The following is a 22,991-nucleotide window of genomic DNA, read 5'->3' on the forward strand; positions in this document are numbered from 1 at the left end:
TAATTTTTAGGGCTCGTCCTAAAAAATTACTTTTGTTCAACATTAATTAAACATACTTATGAGCGTTTTAGTAAATAAAGATTCAAAAATAATTGTTCAAGGCTTTACAGGAAGTGAAGGCTCTTTTCATGCAGAACAAATGATAGACTACGGGACTAATATCGTTGGTGGTGTTACTCCGGGTAAAGGTGGAACTGAGCATTTAGGAAAGCCTGTTTATAATACAGTTTCTGAAGCTGTAGAAAAAGCTGGAGCAGATACATCTATAATTTTCGTACCCCCAGCATTTGCTGCAGATGCAATCATGGAAGCTGCTGACGCTGGTATAAAGGTCATTATTGCCATTACTGAAGGCATACCTGTAAAAGATATGATCAAGGCTTCAGACTATATTAAGGGTAAAGATTGCAGATTAATTGGCCCTAACTGTCCAGGTGTAATTACACCAGGTGAAGCTAAAGTTGGCATTATGCCAGGTTTTGTTTTCAAAAAAGGTAAAGTTGGTATCGTATCAAAGTCTGGAACGCTTACTTATGAAGCTGCAGATCAAGTTGTAAAAGAAGGATTTGGAATCACTACAGCAATCGGTATTGGAGGTGATCCAATTATAGGAACGACCACCAAAGATGCTGTTGAAATGCTTGTTGGTGATTCAGAAACTGAATGTGTTGTGATGATAGGTGAAATTGGCGGACAACTTGAAGCAGAAGCTGCAAAATGGTATAAAGAAAGTGGAAGTAAAAAACCAGTTATAGGATTTATCGCTGGAGAAACAGCTCCTGCAGGTCGAACTATGGGCCACGCTGGTGCTATTGTAGGTGGAAGCGAAGACACAGCTCAAGCGAAGAAAAAGATTTTAAAAGATTCTGGAATTCACGTTGTGGATTCTCCAGCAGAAATTGGTAAAAAAGTAGCCGAAGTTTTATCTAAATAATAATTTATTTAAAAGCCCTTTGTTTAATTTACAAAGGGCTTTTTATATTTAAACTCTTAGCTTTATGAAATTACTTGACTCTAAAAATGTAATTATTACCGGTGGTAGCCGGGGAATTGGTAAAGGCATTGCAGAAGTTTTTGCTCAACAAGGTGCAAATGTTGCATTTACTTACAATTCTTCAGCAAGCTCAGCAAAAGAGCTTGAAGACCACTTGAAAACTTACGGTGTCAATGCAAAAGCTTATCAATCTGATGCTTCAGACTTTGAGCAGGCTCAGAAACTTGCAGATGATGTTATTAAGGATTTTGGAAATATTGACGTTCTTGTTAATAATGCAGGAATCACTAAAGATAATCTGTTAATGAGAATGAGTGAGGATGATTTTGATAAAGTGATCAAAGTTAATTTGAATTCTGTTTTCAATTTGACAAAAGCAGTATTAAGACCTATGCTCAAACAAAGACACGGTAGTATAATCAATATCAGTTCTGTTGTTGGTATAAAAGGTAATGCTGGACAAGCTAATTATTCTGCTTCAAAAGCTGGTATTATTGGTTTTTCAAAATCTGTTGCTTTGGAACTAGGATCAAGAAATATACGTTCCAACGTTGTCGCCCCAGGTTTTATTGAAACTGAAATGACTGAAAAGTTAGATGAAAAAACAGTTGAAGGTTGGAGACAAGCTATTCCGCTAAAACGTGGCGGACAGCCTGAAGATATTGCCAATGCTTGTGTTTTCCTCGCTAGTGATATGAGTTCTTACATTACTGGCCAGACCCTAAGTGTAGATGGTGGGATGTTAACTTAAAGAATAATGATGACAAGTGAACTTATGCTCCTGCTTTTGCTGAATCTTGCATGCGCATTTGGTTTGACTTTGATATTATATCGGAATCTACTTAAAGACAAAACTCAAAGAGTCCTGGCACTCTTTAGATTTTTGTCTTTTTTTTTGCTGGGAGTATTACTCATCAATCCAGAAATTGATGCAACTAGCTACAGTTTAGAAAAATCCAAATTAATCTTTGCATTTGACAATTCAGAATCAATTAAAAAACTTTCTAAACCTTATCAGATTAATCAATTCTTCAATGAAATTCGAAATGACCAGGAGCTGAATGATAGCTACACTATTGATTTTATAAGTTTTGGCTCCAATTTGATTTCATTAGAAGATTCTTTGACTTTTTCTGAACCTAATACAGACATTTCCAAGCTAATGGAATATGTCAATAGCATTGAGGAAGATAACACTAGGCTTATCATCTCTACAGATGGAAACCAAACGATAGGAGAGGATTACAGCCTTAAATCTTTCAATTCTGATATTTCTGCAAGTGCCTTAGTCCTTGGGGATACCATTTCAGAAGTAGATTCTAAAATAGATCTGGTGAATATTAATAATTACACCTATCTAAAAAATAAATTTCCTGTAGAAGTTTTTGTTAGCCATAATAATCAAGAGTTAACGACTCAGAAATTGGAAGTAATTGAAAATGAAAATATATTAGCTTCCAAAAGCCTAGAGATTCCAGCGGGAAGTTCTGTTAAAACTGAATTCTTATTGTCTGCAGAATCAGTTGGTACAAAAGTCTTGAAAGTTCGATTGCAACCAATTCCTAAAGAAAAAAACATTAACAATAATGAGAAAATTAATTCTATAGATGTCATTGATTCAAGATCAAAAATCCTTTTGATTTCAGATCTTCTTCATCCAGATATTGGTTTTTTCAATAGAATTTTAGAATCAAGTAAAGAGCTTGAGTTTGATTATAAAACCACTGAAGATCCCATAAATGCCACAGAATATGATTTAGTCATTTTGTATCAGCCTCAACCTTCATTTCAAAATGTATTAAATTCTGTCATAAACAATAACGTAAATTACTTTATAATCGGTGGGTCTCATACCAATTACTCGTATTTAAATAGTCTCGATCTTGGGTTTCAAAAACAACTGATAGAATCTACCGAAGAATATTCGTCAGTTTTAAATTCAGAGTTCACTTTATTTCTAGTAAATGAATTAAATTTCAACATGTATCCACCTTTAAAAGATAAATTTGGAGACTTAAAGCTGAACAGAAATTATTCAATTTTACTCAAAAAAGAATTAAATGGAATTGATGTTGAATCACCATTATGGATCTTTGGATCAGAAAAAGATGTCAAACAATCAGTCTTGTTTGGTGAAAATCTTTGGAAGTGGAGAGCAAGACATTATGTTGAAAATTCCTCCTTCACAGAATTTGACAAAAGCTTTCAAAAGATTATTCAGTTTCTATCTCAATCAAAATTTCAAAATGAAGTTATAGTAGAAGTTGAACCACTCATAAATTCAGGAGATAATCAACTTTTAAAAGTATTTTACTACAACTCTAATTTTGAAATTGACACTAGGCTTGATTTTAATATTAAGCTTGAAAATTTAATTTCTGGTGACGTCATTAATTCTCGATTACTAAAAAATAGTGAAGCTTATACTTTTAATCTATCGGAACTTAAGCCAGGTAATTATTCGTACTCTATTGAAAGCCCAGATAACGATATTAAGCGAAATGGTAAGTTTGAAATTCTTGATTTTTCTGCAGAAATGCAATTTGAAAATGCAAACATCGAGAATCTCCAAAAGATCATCGAAAAAGAGAATATTTATCTTTTTTCTGAAAAATCTGAACTCATCACAAGGCTGAAAAATGATAAGCCTAAACCAATTCAAAAATCTATCAAAAAATCAGAGAGTTTAATCAATTTTGAATGGCTTATTCTTTTATTAGCCCTAACTTTGAGTTTAGAATGGTTTTTTAGAAAATACAAAGGCCTAATTTAAATTTAATTACATGGAAAGATTACCAAAATCAATTGTACCTATTATCATAGTTGTAGTAGTAGGAATCATCTTTATTGCCAACTCTACAGTAAATATTAATTCAGGACAGGCAGGTGTTCTCTTCGAAAGATTCGGGGGGGGGGTTGTTACTGATGAAGCTCCACTTGAAGAAGGATTTCATATTGTAGCTCCCTGGAATTCAGTTTTTGTTTACGACGTAAGACAGCAAACCATCGATGAATCAATGAAAGTACTTTCATCTAACGGATTGGATATTACTTTGGATGTTACAATCTGGTTTGAACCAACTTATGATCAACTTGGATTATTACACAAAGAAAGAGGTGAGAATTATATTCGAAAACTAATTCAACCTGCGGTAAGATCAGCTTCTAGAACAGTCGTCGGTCGTTACAAGCCTGAAGAACTTTACGCACAGAAAAGAGAATCCATACAGAATGAAATGTATGATGAAACTCAGCAGTTATTGAAAAACCAATATGTGCAGGTTAATAGAATATTAGTTAGAGATGTATCTTTACCAGCTACAATTAAACAGGCTATTGAGCGTAAATTGAAACAAGAACAGGAATCTTTAGAATACGAGTTCCGACTTGAAAAAGCAGCCAAAGAAAAACAACGTCAGGAGATCGAAGCTGAAGGTAAAGCAAGAGCAAACGAAATTTTAAGTGCTTCTTTAACAGATAAGATTCTTCAAGAGAAAGGAATTCAAGCAACTATAGAGCTTTCTAAATCAGAAAATTCTAAAGTAATTGTGATTGGTTCTGGAAAAGACGGAATGCCTATCATATTAGGAAATAACTAATTTTCTCTTAAAAATTGAAAAGCATTTCAGTGAATCAATTATTAGCTTAATTTTGCAATGCAATGAAAAAACATAATCTACATCATCATTTATCTATCTCGCTCAATGCGGTAGTAATGTAATATGTAGAGTTTGGAACATATACAAAACCCGTTTGAGCTTTGCTTCAACGGGTTTTTTAATTTTAAAATTTGAATAATAGACATGGAAAAATTGAAAATAGCTATCCAAAAATCAGGTAGGTTACACGATGAATCATTAAAGATTTTAAAAGACTGTGGAATCTCGATTAATAATGGAAAAGATCAATTAAAAGTAAACGCTTCTAATTTTCCACTTGAGATATTTTACTTAAGGAATGGCGATATTCCTCAGTACCTAAGAGATGGAATTGCTGATTTAGCTATCATAGGTGAAAACTTACTTCATGAAAAAGGTGAAGACCTCTCAATTCAAAAGAGACTTGGTTTTTCAAAATGTAAAGTGTCTCTGGCCATACCTAAACATTCCGACTATAAAGGAGTAAAAGATCTTGATGGCAAGCAAATCGCTACGTCATATCCTAATACACTTCAGAAGTATTTAGATAAGCATAATGTAAAGGCGAACATCCACATCATAAATGGTTCTGTGGAAATAGCACCTAATATTGGGCTTGCTGATGCTATTTGCGATATTGTTTCAAGTGGCAGTACACTTTTCAAAAATAATTTAAAAGAATCTGATGTAATTTTAAGGAGCGAGGCAGTAATAGCAAGTTCCCCATCCTTAAATCCTGAAAAACAAAATCTTCTTGACAAACTTCTGTTTAGGATTGATGCAGTATTAAGAGCTGAAAATACAAAGTATGTTCTTCTAAACGCGCCTAACAATAGATTGGATGAAATCATTAAAATTTTGCCAGGCATGAAGAGTCCAACAGTCATGCCTTTGGCGGAAACCAGCTGGAGTTCTGTTCACACAGTTATTCAACAAGAAAAATTTTGGGATATTATAGATGAGTTGAAATCAGCTGGAGCTGAAAGTATTCTCGTAAGTCCTATTGAAAAAATGATCATATAATGAAAACGATTCACAATCCGAAGAAAGAAGCCTGGTCAGAATTATTGAAAAGACCCACCCGAACGTTTAAAGATATCGAAACTACTGTAGATGATATTTTTAAAAACATTCAACAGAGTGGGGATGATGCAGTATTGAAATACACCAGCATGTTTGATGGTGTAGATTTAGAAAGCATTGAAATAAGTAATTCCGAAATTGAAAATGCAGAAAGCCATGTGTCTGATGAACTAAAATCTGCCATTCAACTGGCCAAATCAAATATTCACACGTTTCACGAAGCTCAAAAAACAGAACCAGTAAAAGTTGAAACCCAACCAGGAGTAACCTGCTGGCAGGCTAAAAAGCCTATTCAAAAAGTAGGTTTATACATCCCGGGAGGAACTGCGCCTTTATTTTCAACCATTCTTATGCTGGCAGTTCCTGCTAAAATTGCTGGTTGTAGTGAAATCGTTTTATGCACGCCTCCAAACAATGAAGGTAAAATAAACCCCGTAACTTTATATACAGCTCAACTTTGTGGAATTGATAAAGTGTTTAAAGTTGGGGGTATTCAAGCAATTGGAGCTATGACGTTTGGAACTGAAACCATTCCTAAGGTATATAAAATCTTTGGACCTGGAAACCAATATGTCACAGTTGCCAAGCAGGTGGCGACTACTTTTGATGTGGCCATAGATATGCCCGCAGGCCCTTCCGAGCTTTTGGTAGTTGCAGACGAGACTGCAAATCCAGAATTTGTTGCTTCCGACTTACTGAGTCAGGCTGAGCATGGGGTAGATTCACAGGTAGTACTTGTTTCTACTGATGAACAAACAATTTTAGATGTTCAAAAGGCTATTACCAAACAAATTGAAGTTTTACCTAGAAAGGAAATGGCAACTAAAGCTATAGAAAATTCAAAATTCGTTTTAATGAGCGACACGACTTCAGCTTTAGAGCTTATTGATTTTTACGGGCCAGAACACTTTATCATTTCAACAAAAGATGATGATTTCTATGTTGAAAACATAAATAATGCAGGATCTGTATTTATAGGAAAATACACACCAGAAAGTGCTGGAGATTATGCTTCCGGAACCAATCATACCTTGCCAACCAACGGATATGCTAAACAATATAGTGGCGTGAACTTGGATAGCTTCAATAAAGCGATTACTTATCAAAAAATCACAGAGGAAGGCATAAAACATATTGGTGAAGCGGTTGAACTAATGGCAGAGGCGGAAGGTCTGCAAGCTCACAAGAATGCAATGACTTTGCGAATAAATGAGGTTAAAAATAAATAATAGTAAAAGATGACGTTAGATAACCTGATAAGGAAAAATGTAAAGAATATGTCAGCATATTCTTCTGCTCGGGATGAATTCAATGCTGATGAGGAAAACTTTCTTTTCTTAGATGCCAATGAAAATCCGTTTAATACTGATTATAACAGATATCCTGATCCTTATCAACATGAATTGAAATCTGCAATCTCGGAAATAAAACAAATTCCAAAAGAGAACATTGTTCTTGGTAATGGAAGCGATGAAGTTTTGGATTTGATTTTTAGAGCATTTTGTGAGCCAAAAGAAGATGAAATTATTACTATGCCACCAACATATGGGATGTATGAAGTGTTGGCAAACCTCAATGATATCAAAACCGTTGCTGTCCCATTAAAAAAGGGGTTTCAGATTGATGTGGATTCTGTGATTTCTTCGATAACACAGTCGACCAAATTAATTTTCATTTGTTCGCCAAACAACCCTTCAGGAAATCTACTTCAGATCAACGATATCAAAATTATTCTGGAAAAGTCACCCGGCCTAGTGGTTATTGACGAAGCTTATATCGATTTTGCAGCCAACAGCTCTTTTATCTCAGAATTGAATGATTATCCGAATTTGATCATTACTCAGACGTTTTCTAAAGCTCTTGCTCATGCGGGAATACGTGTGGGAATGTGTTTTGCAAGTGAGCGAATCATTTCAGTTTTAAATAAAATTAAGCCTCCATATAACATCAATCAGTTGAGTCAAAAAAAGGCTTTGGAGGTTGTTCAGAATTATGAAACGTATTTGTTTCAAGTAGAAATTATTAAATCTGAACGTGAAATCCTGAAAGAAGAATTTAAGAACATATCCTGGATAGAGCATATTTATCCTTCTGAATCCAATTTTTTACTTTGTAAAGTAGATAATGCAAATTACAGGTACAACAAGCTTTTAGAGCAAAAAATAGTAGTCAGAAACAGAACAAATCAGCATCTTTGCGAAAATTGTTTGAGATTTACAGTAGGAACTCCAGAGCAAAATCAAACCCTGCTCAAGGTTTTAAAACAGCTTAATTCATGAAAAAAGTATTATTTATAGATCGAGACGGGACTCTTATAAAAGAACCAGAAGATGAGCAAATTGATAGTTTTGAAAAGCTAGATTTTTACCCAGAAGTATTTACATATATGAGTAAAATTGCTTCGGAGTTGGATTATGAATTGGTCATGATTACAAATCAAGATGGATTGGGGACGTCCACTTATCCTGAAAATACTTTTTGGCCTGTGCAAAACTTTATTATCCATACCTTTAAGAATGAGGGTGTTCACTTTGAAGATGTATACATTGATAAAACTTTTCCTGAAGAAAATTCTCCTACTCGTAAGCCTAAGACTGGCTTGCTTACCAAATATTTTGAATCGGGTTACGATCTCGAAAATTCATTTGTAATTGGAGATCGCATGACCGATGTTGAGTTAGCTAAAAATCTTGGAGCTAAAGGTATTTTTATTGATAACCAAACCAACTTAGGTGAAGGGGAAACCGTGAATTCTGACTCAGAGTTGGAGTCTTCTGTTGCTTTAAGTACGAATAACTGGAAGGAAATTTATAGCTTTTTAAAATTAGAGACGAGAACAGCAAGCTTAAAACGAACTACCAAAGAGACTGATATTGAGGTCTCTATTAACCTAGATGGCAGGGGAGAAAGCGATATATCTACTGGAATTCATTTTTTTGATCATATGATAGATCAAATTGCAAGACATGGTCAAATCGACATTCAATTACTGGCAAAAGGAGATCTTGAAGTGGATGAACACCATACGATAGAGGATGTAGCCATTGTTTTAGGTGAAGTTTTTGCAAAAGCTTTAGGAAATAAGCTAGGTATAGAACGTTATGGGTTTTGTCTTCCTATGGACGATAGTTTAGCTCAGGTAGCGATAGATTTTGGTGGAAGAAATTGGCTGGTTTGGGACACTGAATTTAAAAGGGAGAAAATTGGTGAAATGCCTACAGAAATGTTTATGCATTTCTTCAAATCTTTTACTGATGGTGCAAAATGTAATCTTAATATTAAAGCAGAAGGAGATAATGAGCATCACAAAATTGAAGCTATTTTCAAAGCTTTTGCCAAGTCTATCAAAATGGCCGTAAAACGCGATACCGAAAAAATGATTTTACCAAGTACAAAAGGACAACTCTAGATGAAAATTGCAATTATAGATTACGGTGCAGGCAATGTTAAAAGTATAGAATTCGCTCTAAATCGATTGGGCTTTGAATCTCAGTTAACAAGTGATGTGGAAACGATTAAATCTGCAGATCGAGTTATTTTTCCAGGGGTTGGGGAGGCGAGTAGTGCCATGGCAATGTTAAAAAGTACAGGGCTAGATACTTTAATTCCAAATTTAAAACAACCTGTTTTAGGGATCTGCCTGGGCATGCAACTGATGTGCGACAACTGTGAGGAAGGCGATACCCAAGGCTTAGGGATATTTGAGGTAGATGTTGTCAAGTTTAAGACCAACTTGAAAGTTCCTCAAGTAGGTTGGAATACAATTTATAAACTTCAGTCAGATTTATTCCAAGGAATCTTGGAGCAATCCCACATGTATTTGGTACACAGCTATTATGTTCCTTTGCATGACAATAGTATTGCAAGTTCAGATTACGGCCTGGAATATAGTGTTGCTCTTCACAAAAATAACTTTTATGGAGTTCAATTTCACCCAGAAAAAAGTGGAAAGCTTGGAGAACAAATTCTTGAGAATTTTTTAGTGAATTGTAACAAGTAGAAAGTTTATAAAAAGGAGTAACCCAAAAATAAAAACATGAGATTAATTCCAGCGATAGACATCATCGAAGGTCAGTGTGTGAGATTATCTAAAGGTGATTACAGCACTAAAAAAGTATATAACGAAAATCCATTAGAAGTAGCAAAAGCTTTTGAAGACAGCGGTATTGAATACCTACATCTTGTAGACCTGGATGGAGCTAAATCAAAGCATATTGTGAACCATAAAATTCTTGAAACCATTGCCACTCAGACCAAATTGAAAATTGATTTTGGAGGCGGGTTAAAGTCCGATCAAGATCTGAAAATCGCCTTCGAAAGTGGCGCTCAGCAGATTACAGGTGGGAGCATAGCGGTAACCAATAAGTCCTTATTTTTGGATTGGGTAGTCAAATTTGGTGCTGATAAAATAATACTTGGTGCAGATGCCAAAGATGGAAAAATAGCAACTGGAGGTTGGAAAGAATCTTCAGATTTAGAAATTGAAAAGTTTATTATGGATTTTGTAAATGAAGGCATCCAGCACGTGATATCCACAGATATATCAAAAGATGGTATGCTGGAAGGACCATCAACTGATTTATATAAGTCCATTCTAAAAAATAATCCGGAATTGAAACTTATCGCTTCAGGTGGAATTTCAAATCTCCAGGATTTAGAAGACGTTTTTGAAATTGGATGCGAAGGTGTTATCATTGGCAAAGCGATTTATGAAAATAGAATCAGTTTAAAGGAATTAGAAAAATTTGTTTTAGAACATTAAATCATATCCCATTGCTTACAAAAAGAATTATACCCTGTTTAGATATCAAAAATGGCAGAACTGTAAAAGGAGTCAATTTTGTTGAACTCCGTGATGCAGGAGATCCGGTTGAGTTGGCCAAAATTTACGCCGATGAGTATGCCGACGAATTGGTTTTTCTAGATATATCAGCTACCGAAGAACGAAGAAAGACTTTAGCTCAACTGGTAGAAGAAATTGCCAGGCATATCAATATTCCCTTCACTGTTGGAGGTGGTATTTCTTCAGTAGAAGATGTTGCCTTACTACTAAAATCTGGAGCAGACAAAGTGTCAATCAACTCCGCAGCTGTAAAGAATCCTCAATTAATTTCAGATGTTGCAAAACGTTTCGGATCTCAATGTGTTGTCGTCGCTATAGACGCCAAACAAATAGATGGCAATTGGAAAGTGCATTTGGTGGGAGGAAAGCAGCCTACAGATATTGACCTATTTGAATGGGCCAAAAAAGTTCAGGAATTGGGAGCAGGTGAAATCTTGTTTACGTCTATGGATCATGATGGTACCAAGGCTGGTTTTGCTAATGAAGCCTTAGCAAAATTATCAGACGACCTTCATATCCCAATCATTGCTTCAGGTGGCGCTGGAAACGTTAAGCACTTTGAAGATACGTTCAAGCTAGGAAAAGCCGATGCTGCTTTGGCAGCGAGTGTTTTTCACTTTAAGGAAATCGAAATTCCAGACTTAAAGAAAGAACTGAAAGCCAATGGAATTTCCATCAGAATATAACTAAAGAATTACTAAAACTAGTCTAAATTTATATTCATTTCCATGAATAGTTATTAAGCTTAATCTATTAAAAAATCTACTTATGACAATCGATTTCAATAAAGATCCTAACGGCTTGGTTCCAGCCATTGTTCAAGATGCAAACACCAAAACGGTGTTGATGCTTGGTTACATGAACGAAGAAGCTTACAACAAAACACTGGATACTAAACTCGTTACTTTCTACAGCCGCAGCAAAAATAGATTGTGGACCAAAGGGGAAGAAAGTGGAAATACATTAGACCTAGTTAATATCAAAACAGATTGTGATAACGATACGCTTCTGGTTTACGTTCATCCAAACGGACCAACCTGCCACACAGGAACAGATACATGCTGGAAAGAAGATAATGAGCCAAATTTTGGATTTATTTCAGAATTGGAATCCACTATACACCAGCGTAAAACGGAATCAAATTCAGAAAAAAGTTATGTTGCTAGTTTGTTTAAAAAAGGAATTAACACCATTGCTCAGAAAGTCGGAGAGGAGGCTATAGAAGTCGTCATTGAAGCAAAGGATAATGATGATGACTTGTTCTTGAATGAAAGTGCTGATTTATTATTTCATTATTTGATTTTGCTCCAACATAAAGAGTTTAAGCTGAAAGACGTGGTTAAAGTGCTGGAAGATAGAAGTAAAAAGTAAAAGTTCAGTTTCACGTCTATGCAATATAAACGATTTTACTATCTCATTGAGCTTCAATATTTAGGCTTTCGTTATCACGGCTGGCAAAAACAGCCTGATGTATTGACTGTGGAACATATGCTCGGTAAAACTTTAAACTATGTGCTCGAAGGGCAAAGGTTCAAGGTGATTGCCGCAGGAAGAACTGATGCTATGGTTTCTGTCAATCAAACTTACGCTGAGCTATTTATTTATGAAGAAGAGTTGGATCTGGATACATTTTTGACTATTTTCAATAAGAACTTGCCTCAGGATATAAAGTGTCTTTCCATTGAGGAAACAACTGCCGATTTTAATATTATTCAACACCCTAAACTGAAGGAATACCTTTATTTTTTTTGTGTTAAAGAAAAAATGCATCCCTTTTGTGCTCCATTAATGGTCAATCTTCAAGAAGATTTGGATATTGACCTTATGAAAAAAGGTGCTATTTTATTTGAAGGCGATCATGATTTTTATTCGTTTGCATTCCGGTCTAATCCAGAAACCCAAACTGAAGGAACAATTAATATTTGCCAACTAATAGAAAACGATATTTATACAGCTAATTTTTTTCCGGAAACCAGCTATGTTTTAAAAGTAGTAGGAGAGGGCTTTAAGCGTCAACAAATCAGATTAATGATGGGTGCTTTAATTGATTTAGGCAGACATAAAATTAATCTTAAAGATTTGGAAAATATCATTGATGGAAAAAACAGAATAAAGCTTGAACACATTGCTCAAGCTTCAGGTTTGATTTTAAATTCAGTTCACCTCAAAAATTAAAACCATTTTTTTTGCCTGAAATAATATATTAAAGCCAATACCATGATGAACATGATCCCAAGAATTATAAAGTAGGCATTTTTATAACCTAGTTCTGGCATATATTCAAAATTCATCCCGTAAACACCTGCAATAAAGGTAAGTGGTATGAAAATGGAGGACATAATTGTAAGCACTTTCATAACCTGGTTCATTTTATTGCTCAAACTGCTCATATACATATCCATCAATCCCCATACAATTTCCCTATAAATGTCAACATTTTCAGTGACTTGTAGAATGTGGTCATATAAATCTGCGATATAAGCTTTTGTCGAATTATCATATAACACATGCTTAGAAATTTGCAACTTTCTGATGAGTTCTTTAGCAGGAAAGACTGATTTTCTGATGCTTAAGATTTCTCTTTTGAGCAATTGTATTTCTGAAGTTGAAGCATTATTAGCGTCAATCAAAATCCTGTCTTCCAGATTTTCAGTTTTATCCTCTATAGTTTCGGTGACGTTGTAATAATTATCTACAACAGCATCTACAAGTGCATAAAATAAATAATCAGTACTTCTCATTCGTATTCTTCCAACCTTCTTTTGAATTCGATCTCTTATGGAATTAAATATTGTATCCTGAGATTGTTGAAAGGAAATAATATAAGTCTGATTAAACACAATCCCTAAGTGATTTTTAATGAGTAAACCACTTTCGCTATGAAAAATCATTTTTAATGCAAAAAAAACATAATCATCAAATTCATCAAGTTTTGGTCGTTGTTTGGTGTTAGCTATGTCTTCAAGGACCAATGGATGAATATTCAATAAGGATCCAAGCTTAGATAATTTTTCTACATCGTGAACTCCTATAAAATTAATCCAATGTTTAAGTTTAGTTTCGTGAGTTACCAGGTGAAGTACCTTTTCTATCGAACAATTAGTATGATAAATAACTTCTTCCTCGTTGTAACTAATCACATTGATAATGGTATCCTCGGTAGTTTCTTCGCCAACATAGGTTATTTTTCCCGGGATTTGATTCTGAATTGGTTTACGATTCAGTTTCAAAGCCTTTGGATAATGCAAATGTTTTAAGTTTTTACGCACTGTATTTTTCAAAATGTTGCAATTGGCTTTGTAGACGTTCTTTGGTCAAATTAATAATTCTTTTATTGATTTCTGAAGAATTTTCGTGATAAAATTTATATTCATCAATTGTAAAATGGCCCATAAAAATACCTCTCATAAGGTTTTTAAATTTTGAATCTTTTTTTACGGTATTTTCAATATAATTTAGTTTTTCTTGTGTTCCAAGTTTATGAAAAACATTTTTGTATCGGACGATGTAATTTTCAAAAAGGGATAGGATCAAATCATTTTGAAACTTTGCAATAGGCCTTAATGTTGAATTTTGAAAGGATTCCAAACTAAGTGTTGTTTCATTCACTTTAGCTCTCGGCACATCTACTCTTATTGAAAGTAGATTTTCATCTCTAGCAGTCATAATTTATCTTTTTGCCTAAAGTAAGTAATCTTAGCCAAATCAGATCTATTTTGATTTAATAAACAAATTCAGTTTAATATATTTTATATCAATAAGTTTGCATAAAAAAAGCTGTCCCGTATATGTTGGAGACTATTTAAAGGACTAATTCACACGGAACTTTAAATATCAGGTCAACATTCAGGGCAGCTCTTTTTTTTTTGACAGAGTTGGCTTATTATGCTATGTATTTACTCTACAGTGACGTCAAATGTCACTTCAATATCGGTTTCTCCGTCGGCTTCAGGAGTACTTTTATTCCCTTCGTGAATTAAGATGAATGTCAAATTTCCAGAACTTACAGATTCAGCTACAAGTCTGAATTCAACTCCTAAAGGATCATCATTGTCATCAAAATCTAAATAATCGATGGTCACATCAAGTCCTGTTTCAGTAATGAAAAACACCTGGTGCTCTTCAGCTTCTGCAATAACTTCATCAGTAATATTTTCTACCGGTGATTCATTTTCGTTTAGAAACTCAATTCTACCTGTATATGATGTATTAGCTTGAAGTCCGTTATTTACGATGGTTGGTTCTGAAACTCCACCGTCTAAATCAGTAAAACTAAATGTTAGGGATTCGGTATCATTATCTGGTGTTAAGTACACATTTAATGTTGTGATTTCTTCTTCTTCATTTATCACCTGTGGAGCCTCATCATCATCTGAACATGCACTAAACAATAGTGTTGCTAAGAGACTTAGGCTTAATAATTTGATTGTTTTCATAGTTTTAATTTTGATTTGAGTTAATAATTGAGTTTTAATTGTAACATAGCATTGGTGCCAACTTCATCGGCATAAAATCGTAAAGCATTGAGATAGCTTCTATATGATGCGTTTAACATATTGTTTACTATTAAATTGATTTGGAGTCTTTTTTTTCCAAATTCGAATTGCATCCCGCTTCTTATATCTAGCAAATGATAAGCTTCGGGTGGGGTACTTATATCCACTTCCTTTTCTTCAAATTCACCAGTTGTTCTATTGATGATTCTTACGTCAAAATTGTTGTCTGAAAATCGATTTTGTTCCGTAACCAATTGACTAATAAAAGAAATGTAAAAGTTATTCCATTCTGTTTTTCTATAAGTAAGTGCATTTCTAATGTTGAACGGAGGCATATTAATTAGCGGTAAATCTTGTTCTAAATCCTGACCATTTACATAGGCTAAATTGGAGACCAAATCAAAATTTCGATAGGTGTAACTTGCAGATGCATCAACACCAAATAATCTAGAGTCACTTTGTCTATATTGCCAAACAGGAAAAGCACCTCTTATTGAAGTATCTGCTCCGCTGGGTTCTAAAATGATAAAATTATTTATGTGGTTATAGTAGGGCTGTAAGCTGAACCCAAAGTTATCAACGGTTCCCTGTAGCTCAGCACCAATTTTAAAAGACTGCTCAGAATCAATTTGCAGTTCACCCAATTCAATTCTTGCCAAACTATGGTGCAATCCATCACTGAATAATTCTGAGGGATTTGGTGCGCGGCTAGCCGAACTAAGATTTGTAATTAACTGCCAGTCATTAGCAAAAGTGTGTGTCGCTCCAATAGTTCCAGAAACATTATGGTAGTCAAAATTCGGAGTAGTGAAAATTTGACCGTTTTCTATCCTGTTGGTTTCAAATTGAGGAAAGATTTCATCGTAATTTAATTGTTCCCATCTGCTTTCAAAATAAAATTTTTCAGCATCAATGGCACTAAAATCATATCGTATACCAGCATCGACTTTCCATTTGTTGCTTAGATCATATTCTGTTGTAGCGAATGCACCAACAGAATACATATCATAATCTGGTATAAGTCTTCGTACCCCTGTATCTGGATTAGGTAGATTAGTCTGCGCATTTAATTCTACTCCAAAATTCGAGTCAAAATTTTCAAGAGCTGTCCATTCCAATTGAGCCAGTAGAGTATGAGTTTTAAGATTCATATCCATTGCAGGTTTATCTCTCAATTCTCCTCTTCTCACATCAAACTCTTGTCTGTCGTTATTTTGAAAAGAATATTGAAGATTGACTTCACCAATACCTTTAAGTTTTTTGAAGGTACTTAGTTTAAATATTTGATGGGTAACTTCCTGTTTAGGACTAGTTATAGAATATGAAAAATCATCTATAAAATTGGGTATTTGTCTATTTATAGATATTTCTAAGTCTGTAATATTTCCTATATGAGCAGCTCTTAAAATTCCAATTTCTGAATTGGTCAGTTTATAACTAAAATCAATCCCATAATCGATTTTATTGAGTCCAATTCCTAAGCTAATATTATTCTCGCGTTGTCCAGTGTTAGTAAGCTGATAATTTGGAGATTCTAAATCTCCTAAGCGTTTTAAACTCCCTTGTATCCTGTAATTAAATCCGTTGGAATTAGCTTTAATTAGACTGGTTGCTAACGTCCCGCCTCGTCCATTTGTCGCTCCCGTTAAAATGGTTTTCCCCATCAATGTATCTTTTAAAGGCGCTTTCTGCGGTTCGATTACAATTGTACCTCCTACAGCGTCTCCACCGTATTTTAATGCTGATGCACCTTTAATTACGGTTACATTGGCTGCTGAATTGATATCTACATTGGGGGCATGGTCTTCACCCCATTGTTGGTCGTGAAGCCGTACATTGTCATTGATGATCAATACTCTAGAACTATGTAAACCCTGTATAATTGGCTTTACAATGGAGCTTCCAGTATTAAGTGATGAAACACCGCTTAACGTTTTTAAAGCATCGCCTAAAGAGGCATTACTAAAATTTTCAAGCTCTTCAGTTTTTATCTGATTGGAAATAGATGAATTGAGATTTTTATCGTAAAGTTTTCCTTTAAGCAAAACTTCGTTTAGTTCTTCAAGATGATGTTCTAAACGAAAGTTGATTACGGAATTTCCCTTCAGGGTTACTTTCTTTGTTTGTGGTTCACAATAAGGATGAGTAACTTTTAAAATTAAATCACCCGGACAGAGATTTTCTAGTTTATAATTCCCATTTTCATCACTATATACTACAGTATTACTATCATTAATAGCTATTACTGCCCCTTGAAGGTTAGAATTATCGTGTTTATCTATAATTTGACCTGAGATAGTTAAATTATAATTTTGGGCGGAAACACTGAGATGTACACTTAAAAATAAGCACAAAAGAATAAACTTCTGAAACATAAATTAAAATTAAACTAGTTAGAAAAAAGATTGAAAACTTTAAACTAGTTCAAATGGGGGAGGTTTGTTGTAATATTTGCCTGAAGGATAAGTAATAACTAGAATGTCTCTTGTACTTTCAACGGAAGATTCAATTCTGATCTCTATAAACGGAGTTACAAATTCTTCAACGTTATTAACTGCAAAGGAGATATTATCTTGACTAGTCAATACATATTCATCACATATCTTACAATGTTCTATGTTTGATACGTCATCATCAAACAAATGACTAAGTGCATGTGCATTAACGACAGTCGTCGTCAACACCATAAATAACACTAAACTAAGTATTTGCTTGATTTTCAAGTTAAATTAATTTTCCGCTAATTTAATATTTTTATCTAGAATAGAAATAGTATTAACCTTTATTGAAAAAGAAAACCAAGTCCAAATCTCGAAAGCATTTTCTTTTCAAAATTCCAAAAGAATTTATTTTGGCCAAAAATAGTTCCAATCACTACAAGCAGAACCTGATAGATGGGGAAAATGAATAAAATCCTTAAGGAATAATATAAAAACCCTCCAAAAAAATGTTCTGGAAATACTTCTCGTGATAATCCTATAAAATTTAAAACTGGTTTGGCAAGATAAGCAGCTAATGAGCCTGTAATGGCAAAAACTATAAAAATTATAACCAATTGAAAGTTGGATTGTATGCCCCAGCGTTCTTTTAATTTCTTCATGCTGCAAAAATACAAAAGCTTATCTCAATTTTTGGCCATATTCCTGTTGAAAATAGACGAAATAGAAATAAAGAAGGTAATTGACTTCGTAACCATAATCTACATTGTACTCATAATTGATTTGTTGTGGGTACAAGTTTGGATCATATTGAAATGGATTCAGAACTCTTTGGTTGTAATTTATCACAAAAATTCTATTGCGCTGTTCCAGATAATTTAGGTTGTAATAGCCTCTGGGTTTCTGTGTTACAAGCCATGTGTTAAAACCAGGCTCAAAGATGATAATTTCATACTCCAAGCTGTCATTTGCAATACGTATGGTATCATTTTGACTACTGTCGTCACTTGTCTCAGTGGAAGTTCTTTCTTTTTGAACAGAACAACTTATAATGCAGATAATTAAAAATAAAGGCAAAAATAACTTCATATCTAAATTTAATCTTTTTTAGTCATATCTACTATGAATGAATCTGGATATTTATCATTTATTCTGTCTCTAAAATTTTCCGCAGACCTTCTATTGTTAAACTGACCTAAGATGACAGTATAAACCTTAGTTCCTTGAAAGGTTTTGATTTGAATTAAAACTTCACTGTTATAACTAACTTTCAATCTGTTGGAAAGTCTTAGTAAATTATCACTTTCCTCAAAACTTGCTATTTGCACACCGTAGAAATCTGGTGAGACTTCGTTGACATTAAGCTCATAATATTCTTTAATTTCATCTGTACTCCTAGATGAGGAATTAAAATTTTCGGAGATATTTTTTTTAGTTGTAGTCGAAGTTTTAGATGCTCGTTTTTCTTCTTCAGTATAAGAAGGAGCTTTATATTCTGCATTTTCATTGGAAACTGATGCGCTATCGTCAAGAACTTCTATCTGTACGTTTGATACACCACTATCTACTATATTTAATGATTCTGCTATAGATCGAGACAAGTCTATAATTCGTCCTCTTATAAAAGGACCTCTATCGTTTATCTTAACGATAGCAGTTCTGTTATTTTCAAGATTAGTTACTTTCACTTTAGTGCCAAAAGGCAGCTTTCTATGAGCAGCTGTAGAAAGATTATGTTTGTAGATTTCTCCACTAGCAGTAGGACGCCCATCAAATTTGTCTGCATAAAATGAAGCTTTCCCAGATTGTGTTTGTGAGATTCCAGTTAAGCTTACTATTAAAAATAATCCTAAAAAAAATACCTTCATAATATTTAGTTCAAAAATGAAATGATTTGATCGCTAAGTTCTTTAGCAATTCGATCTTGAGTTTCCTGAGTTGCTCCTCCAATATGAGGAGTAAGTGATAATTTTGGATTCATAAGCAATTGAATAGGAGGCTGGGGTTCATCTTCAAAAACATCTAATGCTCCAAACATCAATTCATTGTTATCAAGAGCTTTAACCAGAGCAAATTCATCAATACATTTACCATGAGAAGTATTGATTATGCCAGCTGTAGGTTTCATCTTTTTAAGTTCTTTTGCACCGATTAAGTAACTATCAGTTTTAGGAATATGAAGACTAATCGCTTCTGAAGTGGATAAAACTTCATCTAAGGTAGAAGATGATAAATTGAATTTTATGTGTTGATTATCGAAAAAACTCAATTTAAGTTCAGCCGTTTCGATAGTTTTATCGTAAAACTTCACTTGCATTCCTAAAGAAATTGCCTTCTTAGCTACTTCTTGTCCAACTTTTCCAAAACCAATAATGCCAAGAATTTTATTCTTGACTTCAACTCCGCCTGAAAATGAACGCTTAAGAGAATTAAAGTTTTGATCTCCCTCAAGAGGCATTTCTCGGTTTGAATCTTTTAGATGTCTCATGCAACTAAGAAGATGTGCTATAGTAAGTTCTGCAACGCTATTTGACCAGGCATCTTCAGCTGAAAATACTTGAATATTATTTTCTTCTGCTGCATCTACATTAATATGTTGAAAATTCCTTTCGCAATTTCCGATAAACTTTATGGTCTCAAATTCATAAATATCGGCTTCTGATAGGGGAGTTGTTTTCTTGACCAGAATTCCTTCTATGTTATTTGAATTTATAAAGTTGACTAATTGATTTGAAGCTACATTTTTGATAATGATTTCATGACCAGCATTTTCCAATAAATTAATGCCGATTTCAGAAAAGCCATCTGTTGCTAATATTTTCATTTAAAAGTAATTATATAGTTTTTTCAAAATGTTTCATGACGTCCACCAGAACTTTTACGCTTTCTATCGATAAGGCGTTGTACATTGATGCTCTGTAACCACCAACACTTCTATGACCGTTTAATCCGTTGATGTTAGCTGATTTCCAAAGCTCATCAAATTTTGGCGTTAAAACCTTATTTTTCAATGTAAAAGTAGCGTTCATCATAGAACGGTCTTCTTTCGCTGTGAATCCCTCAAACAAAGAGTTTCTATCAATTTCAGAATAAATTAAATCAGCTTTTGCTTGATTCTTTTTTTCCATAGCTGAAACACCACCGTTTCTAGCCAGCCATTCCAGCGTAAGCATAGAAACATAGACTGAAAATACAGGAGGTGTGTTGAACATGCTTTTTTTCTTGATGAATAATTCATAATTCATCATAGAAGGAATATTCCTGCTTACTTTTCCTAAAATTTCTTCTTTCACAACGATTAAGGTTGCCCCTGCAGGACCCATGTTTTTCTGAGCACCAGCGTAGATAAGGTCAAATTGAGAAAAATCTATATTTCTGGAGAAAATATCACTGCTCATATCACAAACCAGAGGCGTTTCTTTAAGGTGAGGAAAGGATTTCATCTGGGTGCCGAAAATCGTATTGTTACTAGTGCAATGCAAATAATCGAGTCCTTCCGGAATGGTATAATTCTTTGGGATATAGGTGTAATTACTGTCTTTGGAACTTGCAATCACTTCAATTTCACCAAAATTACGAGCTTCTTTTATAGCATTAGCAGACCAGGTTCCAGTATCGAGGTAACCAGCTTTTTTTTGAAGTAGATTGTAGGCTGTCATTAAAAACTGCATACTAGCACCACCTTGCATAAATAATGCTTTATAGCCCTTATTATTCAAATTAAGTTGTTCCAGAGCAAGTGATCTCGCTTTTTCTATAACTTCAACAAAAGCTGAACTTCTATGGGAAATTTCCAGAATAGATAGTCCTGAACCATCTAAATCTATAACAGATTGAGATGCTTTCTCAAAAACCTCTAAAGGAAGTATACAAGGCCCAGCGCTAAAATTATGGGGTCTTTCCATATTTATATATCTTTTTGCGTCAAAAAATCAATGGTATCTACACCGTCTGCATAATCAGATAACTTCGGGTGCTGAGTCTGGCCATAACCTACATCTGCAAGCTCACTCTTTCCAACGATACATTGAATGTTTTCTTTTTCATTCTTCAATCTTTGTTCTAATTGAGCTTGATCGGAATAAGTCTCATAGAAAAGAACACCGATCGGGGATGAAAATTGTTCATCTTCTTTTAAAATTAAAAACCCATTATCTAGAAGTTTTACTGAACTCATAAGATAAACAGCCTTGTTGTAATCGTAATTATTTGCGTATTTATGATGATTTATGACCTCTCTATGCTTATACATTGCTTTAAAAAAGCTATCGAAATCATAGCCTTCTGGAACAAATAATTTGGAAACGTTTCTACAACCCAATCCAAAATATTTAAAAATATCGTCACCTAGTTTTTCTAACTCTTCTTTAGATTCTGTACCATTGATGACAACAGCTGAATTTCTATTTTTTCTAATGATGTGTGGCTTATTCTTAAAGTAATATTCAAAATATCTGGCAGTATTGTTGCTGCCAGTGGCGATGACAGAATCAAATTGTGGAAGTCTATCTTTGGTAAATTCGATTTTGGATTTGAACTTAGGCTGTATAGCGATAAGTTCTTCAGCAAGAAAAGGAATTAATAAACTGTCATTTGAAGATAACTTGCCAATGAAATCATGACCAGAGATCAAAACACTCAAAAAGTCATGAAATCCTACCAAGGGAATATTTCCAGCCATAACGACAGCAACTCTTTTTTCTACAAACTGATCAAAAGAGTAGGTTTGTAACCAGTTGGATAAATTTTCCTTAGTCAAGGCTTTTGACCATTCCTCAAGTGCATTATGAATCTGAGACTGCGCAAACCAAGCATTTTGAATTTCAGAATTTCTAATGACATTAGTCAATTTTTGTGAAAAATTAGAGCTTGAGTTTTTAGATTCTATGTAATTTTGTAAAGTAATTCCAAGTTCTGAAAAAGCATCTATTCTGGTATTTAAAGTCATATGTTTGGCTAACCGTTAGAGTATTCCTATTTTTGAACAAACTTACATAAATATTACTCAAATGGCTATAAAAATAACAGACGAATGTATCAATTGCGGAGCCTGCGAGCCCGAATGTCCTAACACTGCAATTTATGAAGGAGCAGACGATTGGAGATATGCAGATGGTACAGATTTAGAAGGTGATATTGTCCTTCCAAATGGTAAAGAAGTTAATTCTGAAGAAGCTCAGGAACCTATAAGTGATGAATTATATTATATTGTGGCAGATAAATGTACAGAATGTTTAGGTTTTCATGAAGAACCTCAATGTGCAGCTGTTTGTCCAGTAGATTGTTGTGTTCCTGATGAAGAACATGAAGAAACTGAAGAAGAATTATTAGGAAAGCAATCCTTTATGCATAAAGATTGATATCATAGATTAATATAATTTCATAAACCTCTATGCTTCAAGCTATAGAGGTTTTTTTGTTTTTGTTGAATTATTTATTGATCAAACAGATTCAAATATCTAATGGATTATAAATTTGTTTAAGATTTTTATTTTAGAG

The 22,991-nt window shown here is 34.0% G+C and carries 25 protein-coding genes; 14 read left to right on the forward strand and 11 right to left on the reverse strand.

From position 1 onward, the window contains the following. Positions 1–58 precede the first annotated feature (58 nt). The 13 genes from sucD to LB449_RS06515 all read left to right on the forward strand — a co-directional run bounded on the left by sucD (position 59) and on the right by LB449_RS06515 (position 12,733). Positions 59–934, forward strand: a complete 876-nt coding sequence (sucD, locus tag LB449_RS06455; RefSeq protein WP_224454249.1) for a succinate--CoA ligase subunit alpha — start codon at positions 59–61, stop codon at positions 932–934. A 64-nt stretch (positions 935–998) separates the two neighbouring features. Then, a complete protein-coding gene (fabG, locus tag LB449_RS06460) occupies positions 999–1,745 on the forward strand; it encodes a 3-oxoacyl-[acyl-carrier-protein] reductase (protein ID WP_224454250.1) in 747 nt (248 codons plus the stop codon). 6 nt (positions 1,746–1,751) lie between these two features. Continuing rightward, positions 1,752–3,767, forward strand: a complete 2,016-nt coding sequence (locus LB449_RS06465; RefSeq protein WP_224454251.1) for a hypothetical protein — start codon at positions 1,752–1,754, stop codon at positions 3,765–3,767. A 10-nt stretch (positions 3,768–3,777) separates the two neighbouring features. Next, positions 3,778–4,593 (forward strand): prohibitin family protein, encoded by an 816-nt coding sequence (locus LB449_RS06470; protein WP_224454252.1) that lies wholly within the window; start codon positions 3,778–3,780, stop codon positions 4,591–4,593. A 204-nt stretch (positions 4,594–4,797) separates the two neighbouring features. Continuing rightward, positions 4,798–5,655 (forward strand): ATP phosphoribosyltransferase, encoded by an 858-nt coding sequence (gene hisG, locus LB449_RS06475; RefSeq protein ID WP_224454253.1) that lies wholly within the window; start codon positions 4,798–4,800, stop codon positions 5,653–5,655. Then, positions 5,655–6,944, forward strand: a complete 1,290-nt coding sequence (hisD, locus tag LB449_RS06480; RefSeq protein ID WP_224454254.1) for a histidinol dehydrogenase — start codon at positions 5,655–5,657, stop codon at positions 6,942–6,944. Before hisG ends, hisD begins: the two co-directional genes overlap by 1 nt. Positions 6,945–6,953: 9 nt before the next feature. Next, a complete protein-coding gene (gene hisC, locus LB449_RS06485; RefSeq protein ID WP_224454255.1) occupies positions 6,954–7,994 on the forward strand; it encodes a histidinol-phosphate transaminase in 1,041 nt (346 codons plus the stop codon). Then, positions 7,991–9,124 carry a bifunctional histidinol-phosphatase/imidazoleglycerol-phosphate dehydratase HisB gene (hisB, locus tag LB449_RS06490; protein ID WP_224454256.1) on the forward strand — a complete coding sequence of 378 codons (1,134 nt, stop codon included), beginning with the start codon at positions 7,991–7,993 and terminating at the stop codon, positions 9,122–9,124. The genes hisC and hisB overlap by 4 nt, the downstream gene beginning before the upstream one ends. Beyond that, complete coding sequence (gene hisH / locus LB449_RS06495; RefSeq protein WP_224454257.1) at positions 9,125–9,715, forward strand: imidazole glycerol phosphate synthase subunit HisH; 591 nt, start codon at positions 9,125–9,127, stop codon at positions 9,713–9,715. A 36-nt stretch (positions 9,716–9,751) separates the two neighbouring features. Next, a complete protein-coding gene (gene hisA / locus LB449_RS06500) occupies positions 9,752–10,477 on the forward strand; it encodes a 1-(5-phosphoribosyl)-5-[(5-phosphoribosylamino)methylideneamino]imidazole-4-carboxamide isomerase (RefSeq protein WP_224454258.1) in 726 nt (241 codons plus the stop codon). Positions 10,478–10,488: 11 nt separating this feature from the next. Next, positions 10,489–11,244: an imidazole glycerol phosphate synthase subunit HisF gene (hisF, locus tag LB449_RS06505; protein WP_224454259.1), complete on the forward strand. Its 756-nt coding sequence runs from the start codon at positions 10,489–10,491 to the stop codon at positions 11,242–11,244. An 82-nt stretch (positions 11,245–11,326) separates the two neighbouring features. Beyond that, positions 11,327–11,929: a bifunctional phosphoribosyl-AMP cyclohydrolase/phosphoribosyl-ATP diphosphatase HisIE gene (gene hisIE, locus LB449_RS06510; RefSeq protein WP_224454260.1), complete on the forward strand. Its 603-nt coding sequence runs from the start codon at positions 11,327–11,329 to the stop codon at positions 11,927–11,929. Positions 11,930–11,947: 18 nt separating this feature from the next. Next, a complete protein-coding gene (locus LB449_RS06515) occupies positions 11,948–12,733 on the forward strand; it encodes a tRNA pseudouridine synthase A (RefSeq protein ID WP_224454261.1) in 786 nt (261 codons plus the stop codon). Here the strand turns inward: LB449_RS06515 and corA are convergent. From corA to LB449_RS06570, 11 genes are all read right to left on the reverse strand, one after another. Then, positions 12,730–13,839 carry a magnesium/cobalt transporter CorA gene (gene corA / locus LB449_RS06520; protein WP_224454262.1) on the reverse strand — a complete coding sequence of 370 codons (1,110 nt, stop codon included), beginning with the start codon at positions 13,837–13,839 and terminating at the stop codon, positions 12,730–12,732. The genes LB449_RS06515 and corA overlap by 4 nt on opposite strands. Then, positions 13,820–14,224: a glyoxalase gene (locus LB449_RS06525; protein WP_224454263.1), complete on the reverse strand. Its 405-nt coding sequence runs from the start codon at positions 14,222–14,224 to the stop codon at positions 13,820–13,822. The genes corA and LB449_RS06525 overlap by 20 nt, the downstream gene beginning before the upstream one ends. A gap of 230 nt (positions 14,225–14,454) precedes the next feature. Continuing rightward, positions 14,455–14,994, reverse strand: coding sequence for a type 1 periplasmic binding fold superfamily protein (locus LB449_RS06530; protein WP_224454264.1), 540 nt, complete (start codon positions 14,992–14,994; stop codon positions 14,455–14,457). Between the two features lie 20 nt (positions 14,995–15,014). Next, entirely contained in the window at positions 15,015–17,429 is a 2,415-nt protein-coding gene (locus tag LB449_RS06535; RefSeq protein WP_224454265.1) for a TonB-dependent receptor, read from the reverse strand. Positions 17,430–17,468: 39 nt separating this feature from the next. Then, positions 17,469–17,741, reverse strand: a complete 273-nt coding sequence (locus LB449_RS06540; protein ID WP_224454266.1) for a hypothetical protein — start codon at positions 17,739–17,741, stop codon at positions 17,469–17,471. A gap of 95 nt (positions 17,742–17,836) precedes the next feature. Further along, positions 17,837–18,154: a DUF6787 family protein gene (locus tag LB449_RS06545; protein WP_224454267.1), complete on the reverse strand. Its 318-nt coding sequence runs from the start codon at positions 18,152–18,154 to the stop codon at positions 17,837–17,839. A 19-nt stretch (positions 18,155–18,173) separates the two neighbouring features. Continuing rightward, positions 18,174–18,581: a DUF6146 family protein gene (locus LB449_RS06550; RefSeq protein WP_224454268.1), complete on the reverse strand. Its 408-nt coding sequence runs from the start codon at positions 18,579–18,581 to the stop codon at positions 18,174–18,176. An 8-nt stretch (positions 18,582–18,589) separates the two neighbouring features. Beyond that, the gene (locus LB449_RS06555; RefSeq protein ID WP_224454269.1) at positions 18,590–19,360 is read right to left on the reverse strand and encodes a septal ring lytic transglycosylase RlpA family protein; all 771 of its coding nucleotides are present in this window, start codon (positions 19,358–19,360) and stop codon (positions 18,590–18,592) included. Positions 19,361–19,365: 5 nt separating this feature from the next. Further along, the gene (locus tag LB449_RS06560; protein ID WP_224454270.1) at positions 19,366–20,316 is read right to left on the reverse strand and encodes an NAD(P)-dependent oxidoreductase; all 951 of its coding nucleotides are present in this window, start codon (positions 20,314–20,316) and stop codon (positions 19,366–19,368) included. Positions 20,317–20,326: 10 nt separating this feature from the next. Further along, entirely contained in the window at positions 20,327–21,397 is a 1,071-nt protein-coding gene (gene serC, locus LB449_RS06565) for a 3-phosphoserine/phosphohydroxythreonine transaminase (RefSeq protein ID WP_224454271.1), read from the reverse strand. A gap of 2 nt (positions 21,398–21,399) precedes the next feature. Then, complete coding sequence (locus tag LB449_RS06570; RefSeq protein ID WP_224454272.1) at positions 21,400–22,440, reverse strand: acyl-CoA reductase; 1,041 nt, start codon at positions 22,438–22,440, stop codon at positions 21,400–21,402. 61 nt (positions 22,441–22,501) lie between these two features. On the opposite strand from LB449_RS06570, the gene LB449_RS06575 reads away from it, so the two are divergent. After that, positions 22,502–22,852: a 4Fe-4S dicluster domain-containing protein gene (locus tag LB449_RS06575; RefSeq protein WP_224454273.1), complete on the forward strand. Its 351-nt coding sequence runs from the start codon at positions 22,502–22,504 to the stop codon at positions 22,850–22,852. Positions 22,853–22,991: the final 139 nt, after the last annotated feature.

The sequence above is a fragment of the Psychroflexus lacisalsi genome (assembly GCF_020164495.1).
GTDB lineage: Bacteria > Bacteroidota > Bacteroidia > Flavobacteriales > Flavobacteriaceae > Psychroflexus > Psychroflexus lacisalsi.

What these genes read in the sequence shown, in the direction of transcription:
- sucD (WP_224454249.1), top strand. Translation starts at nt 59, where the DNA reads ATGAGCGTTTTAGTAAATAAAGATTCAAAAATAATTGTTCAAGGCTTT.
- fabG (WP_224454250.1), top strand. Translation starts at nt 999, where the DNA reads ATGAAATTACTTGACTCTAAAAATGTAATTATTACCGGTGGTAGCCGG.
- LB449_RS06465 (WP_224454251.1), top strand. Translation starts at nt 1,752, where the DNA reads ATGATGACAAGTGAACTTATGCTCCTGCTTTTGCTGAATCTTGCATGC.
- LB449_RS06470 (WP_224454252.1), top strand. Translation starts at nt 3,778, where the DNA reads ATGGAAAGATTACCAAAATCAATTGTACCTATTATCATAGTTGTAGTA.
- hisG (WP_224454253.1), top strand. Translation starts at nt 4,798, where the DNA reads ATGGAAAAATTGAAAATAGCTATCCAAAAATCAGGTAGGTTACACGAT.
- hisD (WP_224454254.1), top strand. Translation starts at nt 5,655, where the DNA reads ATGAAAACGATTCACAATCCGAAGAAAGAAGCCTGGTCAGAATTATTG.
- hisC (WP_224454255.1), top strand. Translation starts at nt 6,954, where the DNA reads ATGACGTTAGATAACCTGATAAGGAAAAATGTAAAGAATATGTCAGCA.
- hisB (WP_224454256.1), top strand. Translation starts at nt 7,991, where the DNA reads ATGAAAAAAGTATTATTTATAGATCGAGACGGGACTCTTATAAAAGAA.
- hisH (WP_224454257.1), top strand. Translation starts at nt 9,125, where the DNA reads ATGAAAATTGCAATTATAGATTACGGTGCAGGCAATGTTAAAAGTATA.
- hisA (WP_224454258.1), top strand. Translation starts at nt 9,752, where the DNA reads ATGAGATTAATTCCAGCGATAGACATCATCGAAGGTCAGTGTGTGAGA.
- hisIE (WP_224454260.1), top strand. Translation starts at nt 11,327, where the DNA reads ATGACAATCGATTTCAATAAAGATCCTAACGGCTTGGTTCCAGCCATT.
- LB449_RS06515 (WP_224454261.1), top strand. Translation starts at nt 11,948, where the DNA reads ATGCAATATAAACGATTTTACTATCTCATTGAGCTTCAATATTTAGGC.
- LB449_RS06525 (WP_224454263.1), bottom strand. Translation starts at nt 14,224, where the DNA reads ATGACTGCTAGAGATGAAAATCTACTTTCAATAAGAGTAGATGTGCCG.
- LB449_RS06530 (WP_224454264.1), bottom strand. Translation starts at nt 14,994, where the DNA reads ATGAAAACAATCAAATTATTAAGCCTAAGTCTCTTAGCAACACTATTG.
- LB449_RS06535 (WP_224454265.1), bottom strand. Translation starts at nt 17,429, where the DNA reads ATGTTTCAGAAGTTTATTCTTTTGTGCTTATTTTTAAGTGTACATCTC.
- LB449_RS06540 (WP_224454266.1), bottom strand. Translation starts at nt 17,741, where the DNA reads ATGGTGTTGACGACGACTGTCGTTAATGCACATGCACTTAGTCATTTG.
- LB449_RS06545 (WP_224454267.1), bottom strand. Translation starts at nt 18,154, where the DNA reads ATGAAGAAATTAAAAGAACGCTGGGGCATACAATCCAACTTTCAATTG.
- LB449_RS06550 (WP_224454268.1), bottom strand. Translation starts at nt 18,581, where the DNA reads ATGAAGTTATTTTTGCCTTTATTTTTAATTATCTGCATTATAAGTTGT.
- LB449_RS06555 (WP_224454269.1), bottom strand. Translation starts at nt 19,360, where the DNA reads ATGAAGGTATTTTTTTTAGGATTATTTTTAATAGTAAGCTTAACTGGA.
- LB449_RS06560 (WP_224454270.1), bottom strand. Translation starts at nt 20,316, where the DNA reads ATGAAAATATTAGCAACAGATGGCTTTTCTGAAATCGGCATTAATTTA.
- serC (WP_224454271.1), bottom strand. Translation starts at nt 21,397, where the DNA reads ATGGAAAGACCCCATAATTTTAGCGCTGGGCCTTGTATACTTCCTTTA.
- LB449_RS06570 (WP_224454272.1), bottom strand. Translation starts at nt 22,440, where the DNA reads ATGACTTTAAATACCAGAATAGATGCTTTTTCAGAACTTGGAATTACT.
- LB449_RS06575 (WP_224454273.1), top strand. Translation starts at nt 22,502, where the DNA reads ATGGCTATAAAAATAACAGACGAATGTATCAATTGCGGAGCCTGCGAG.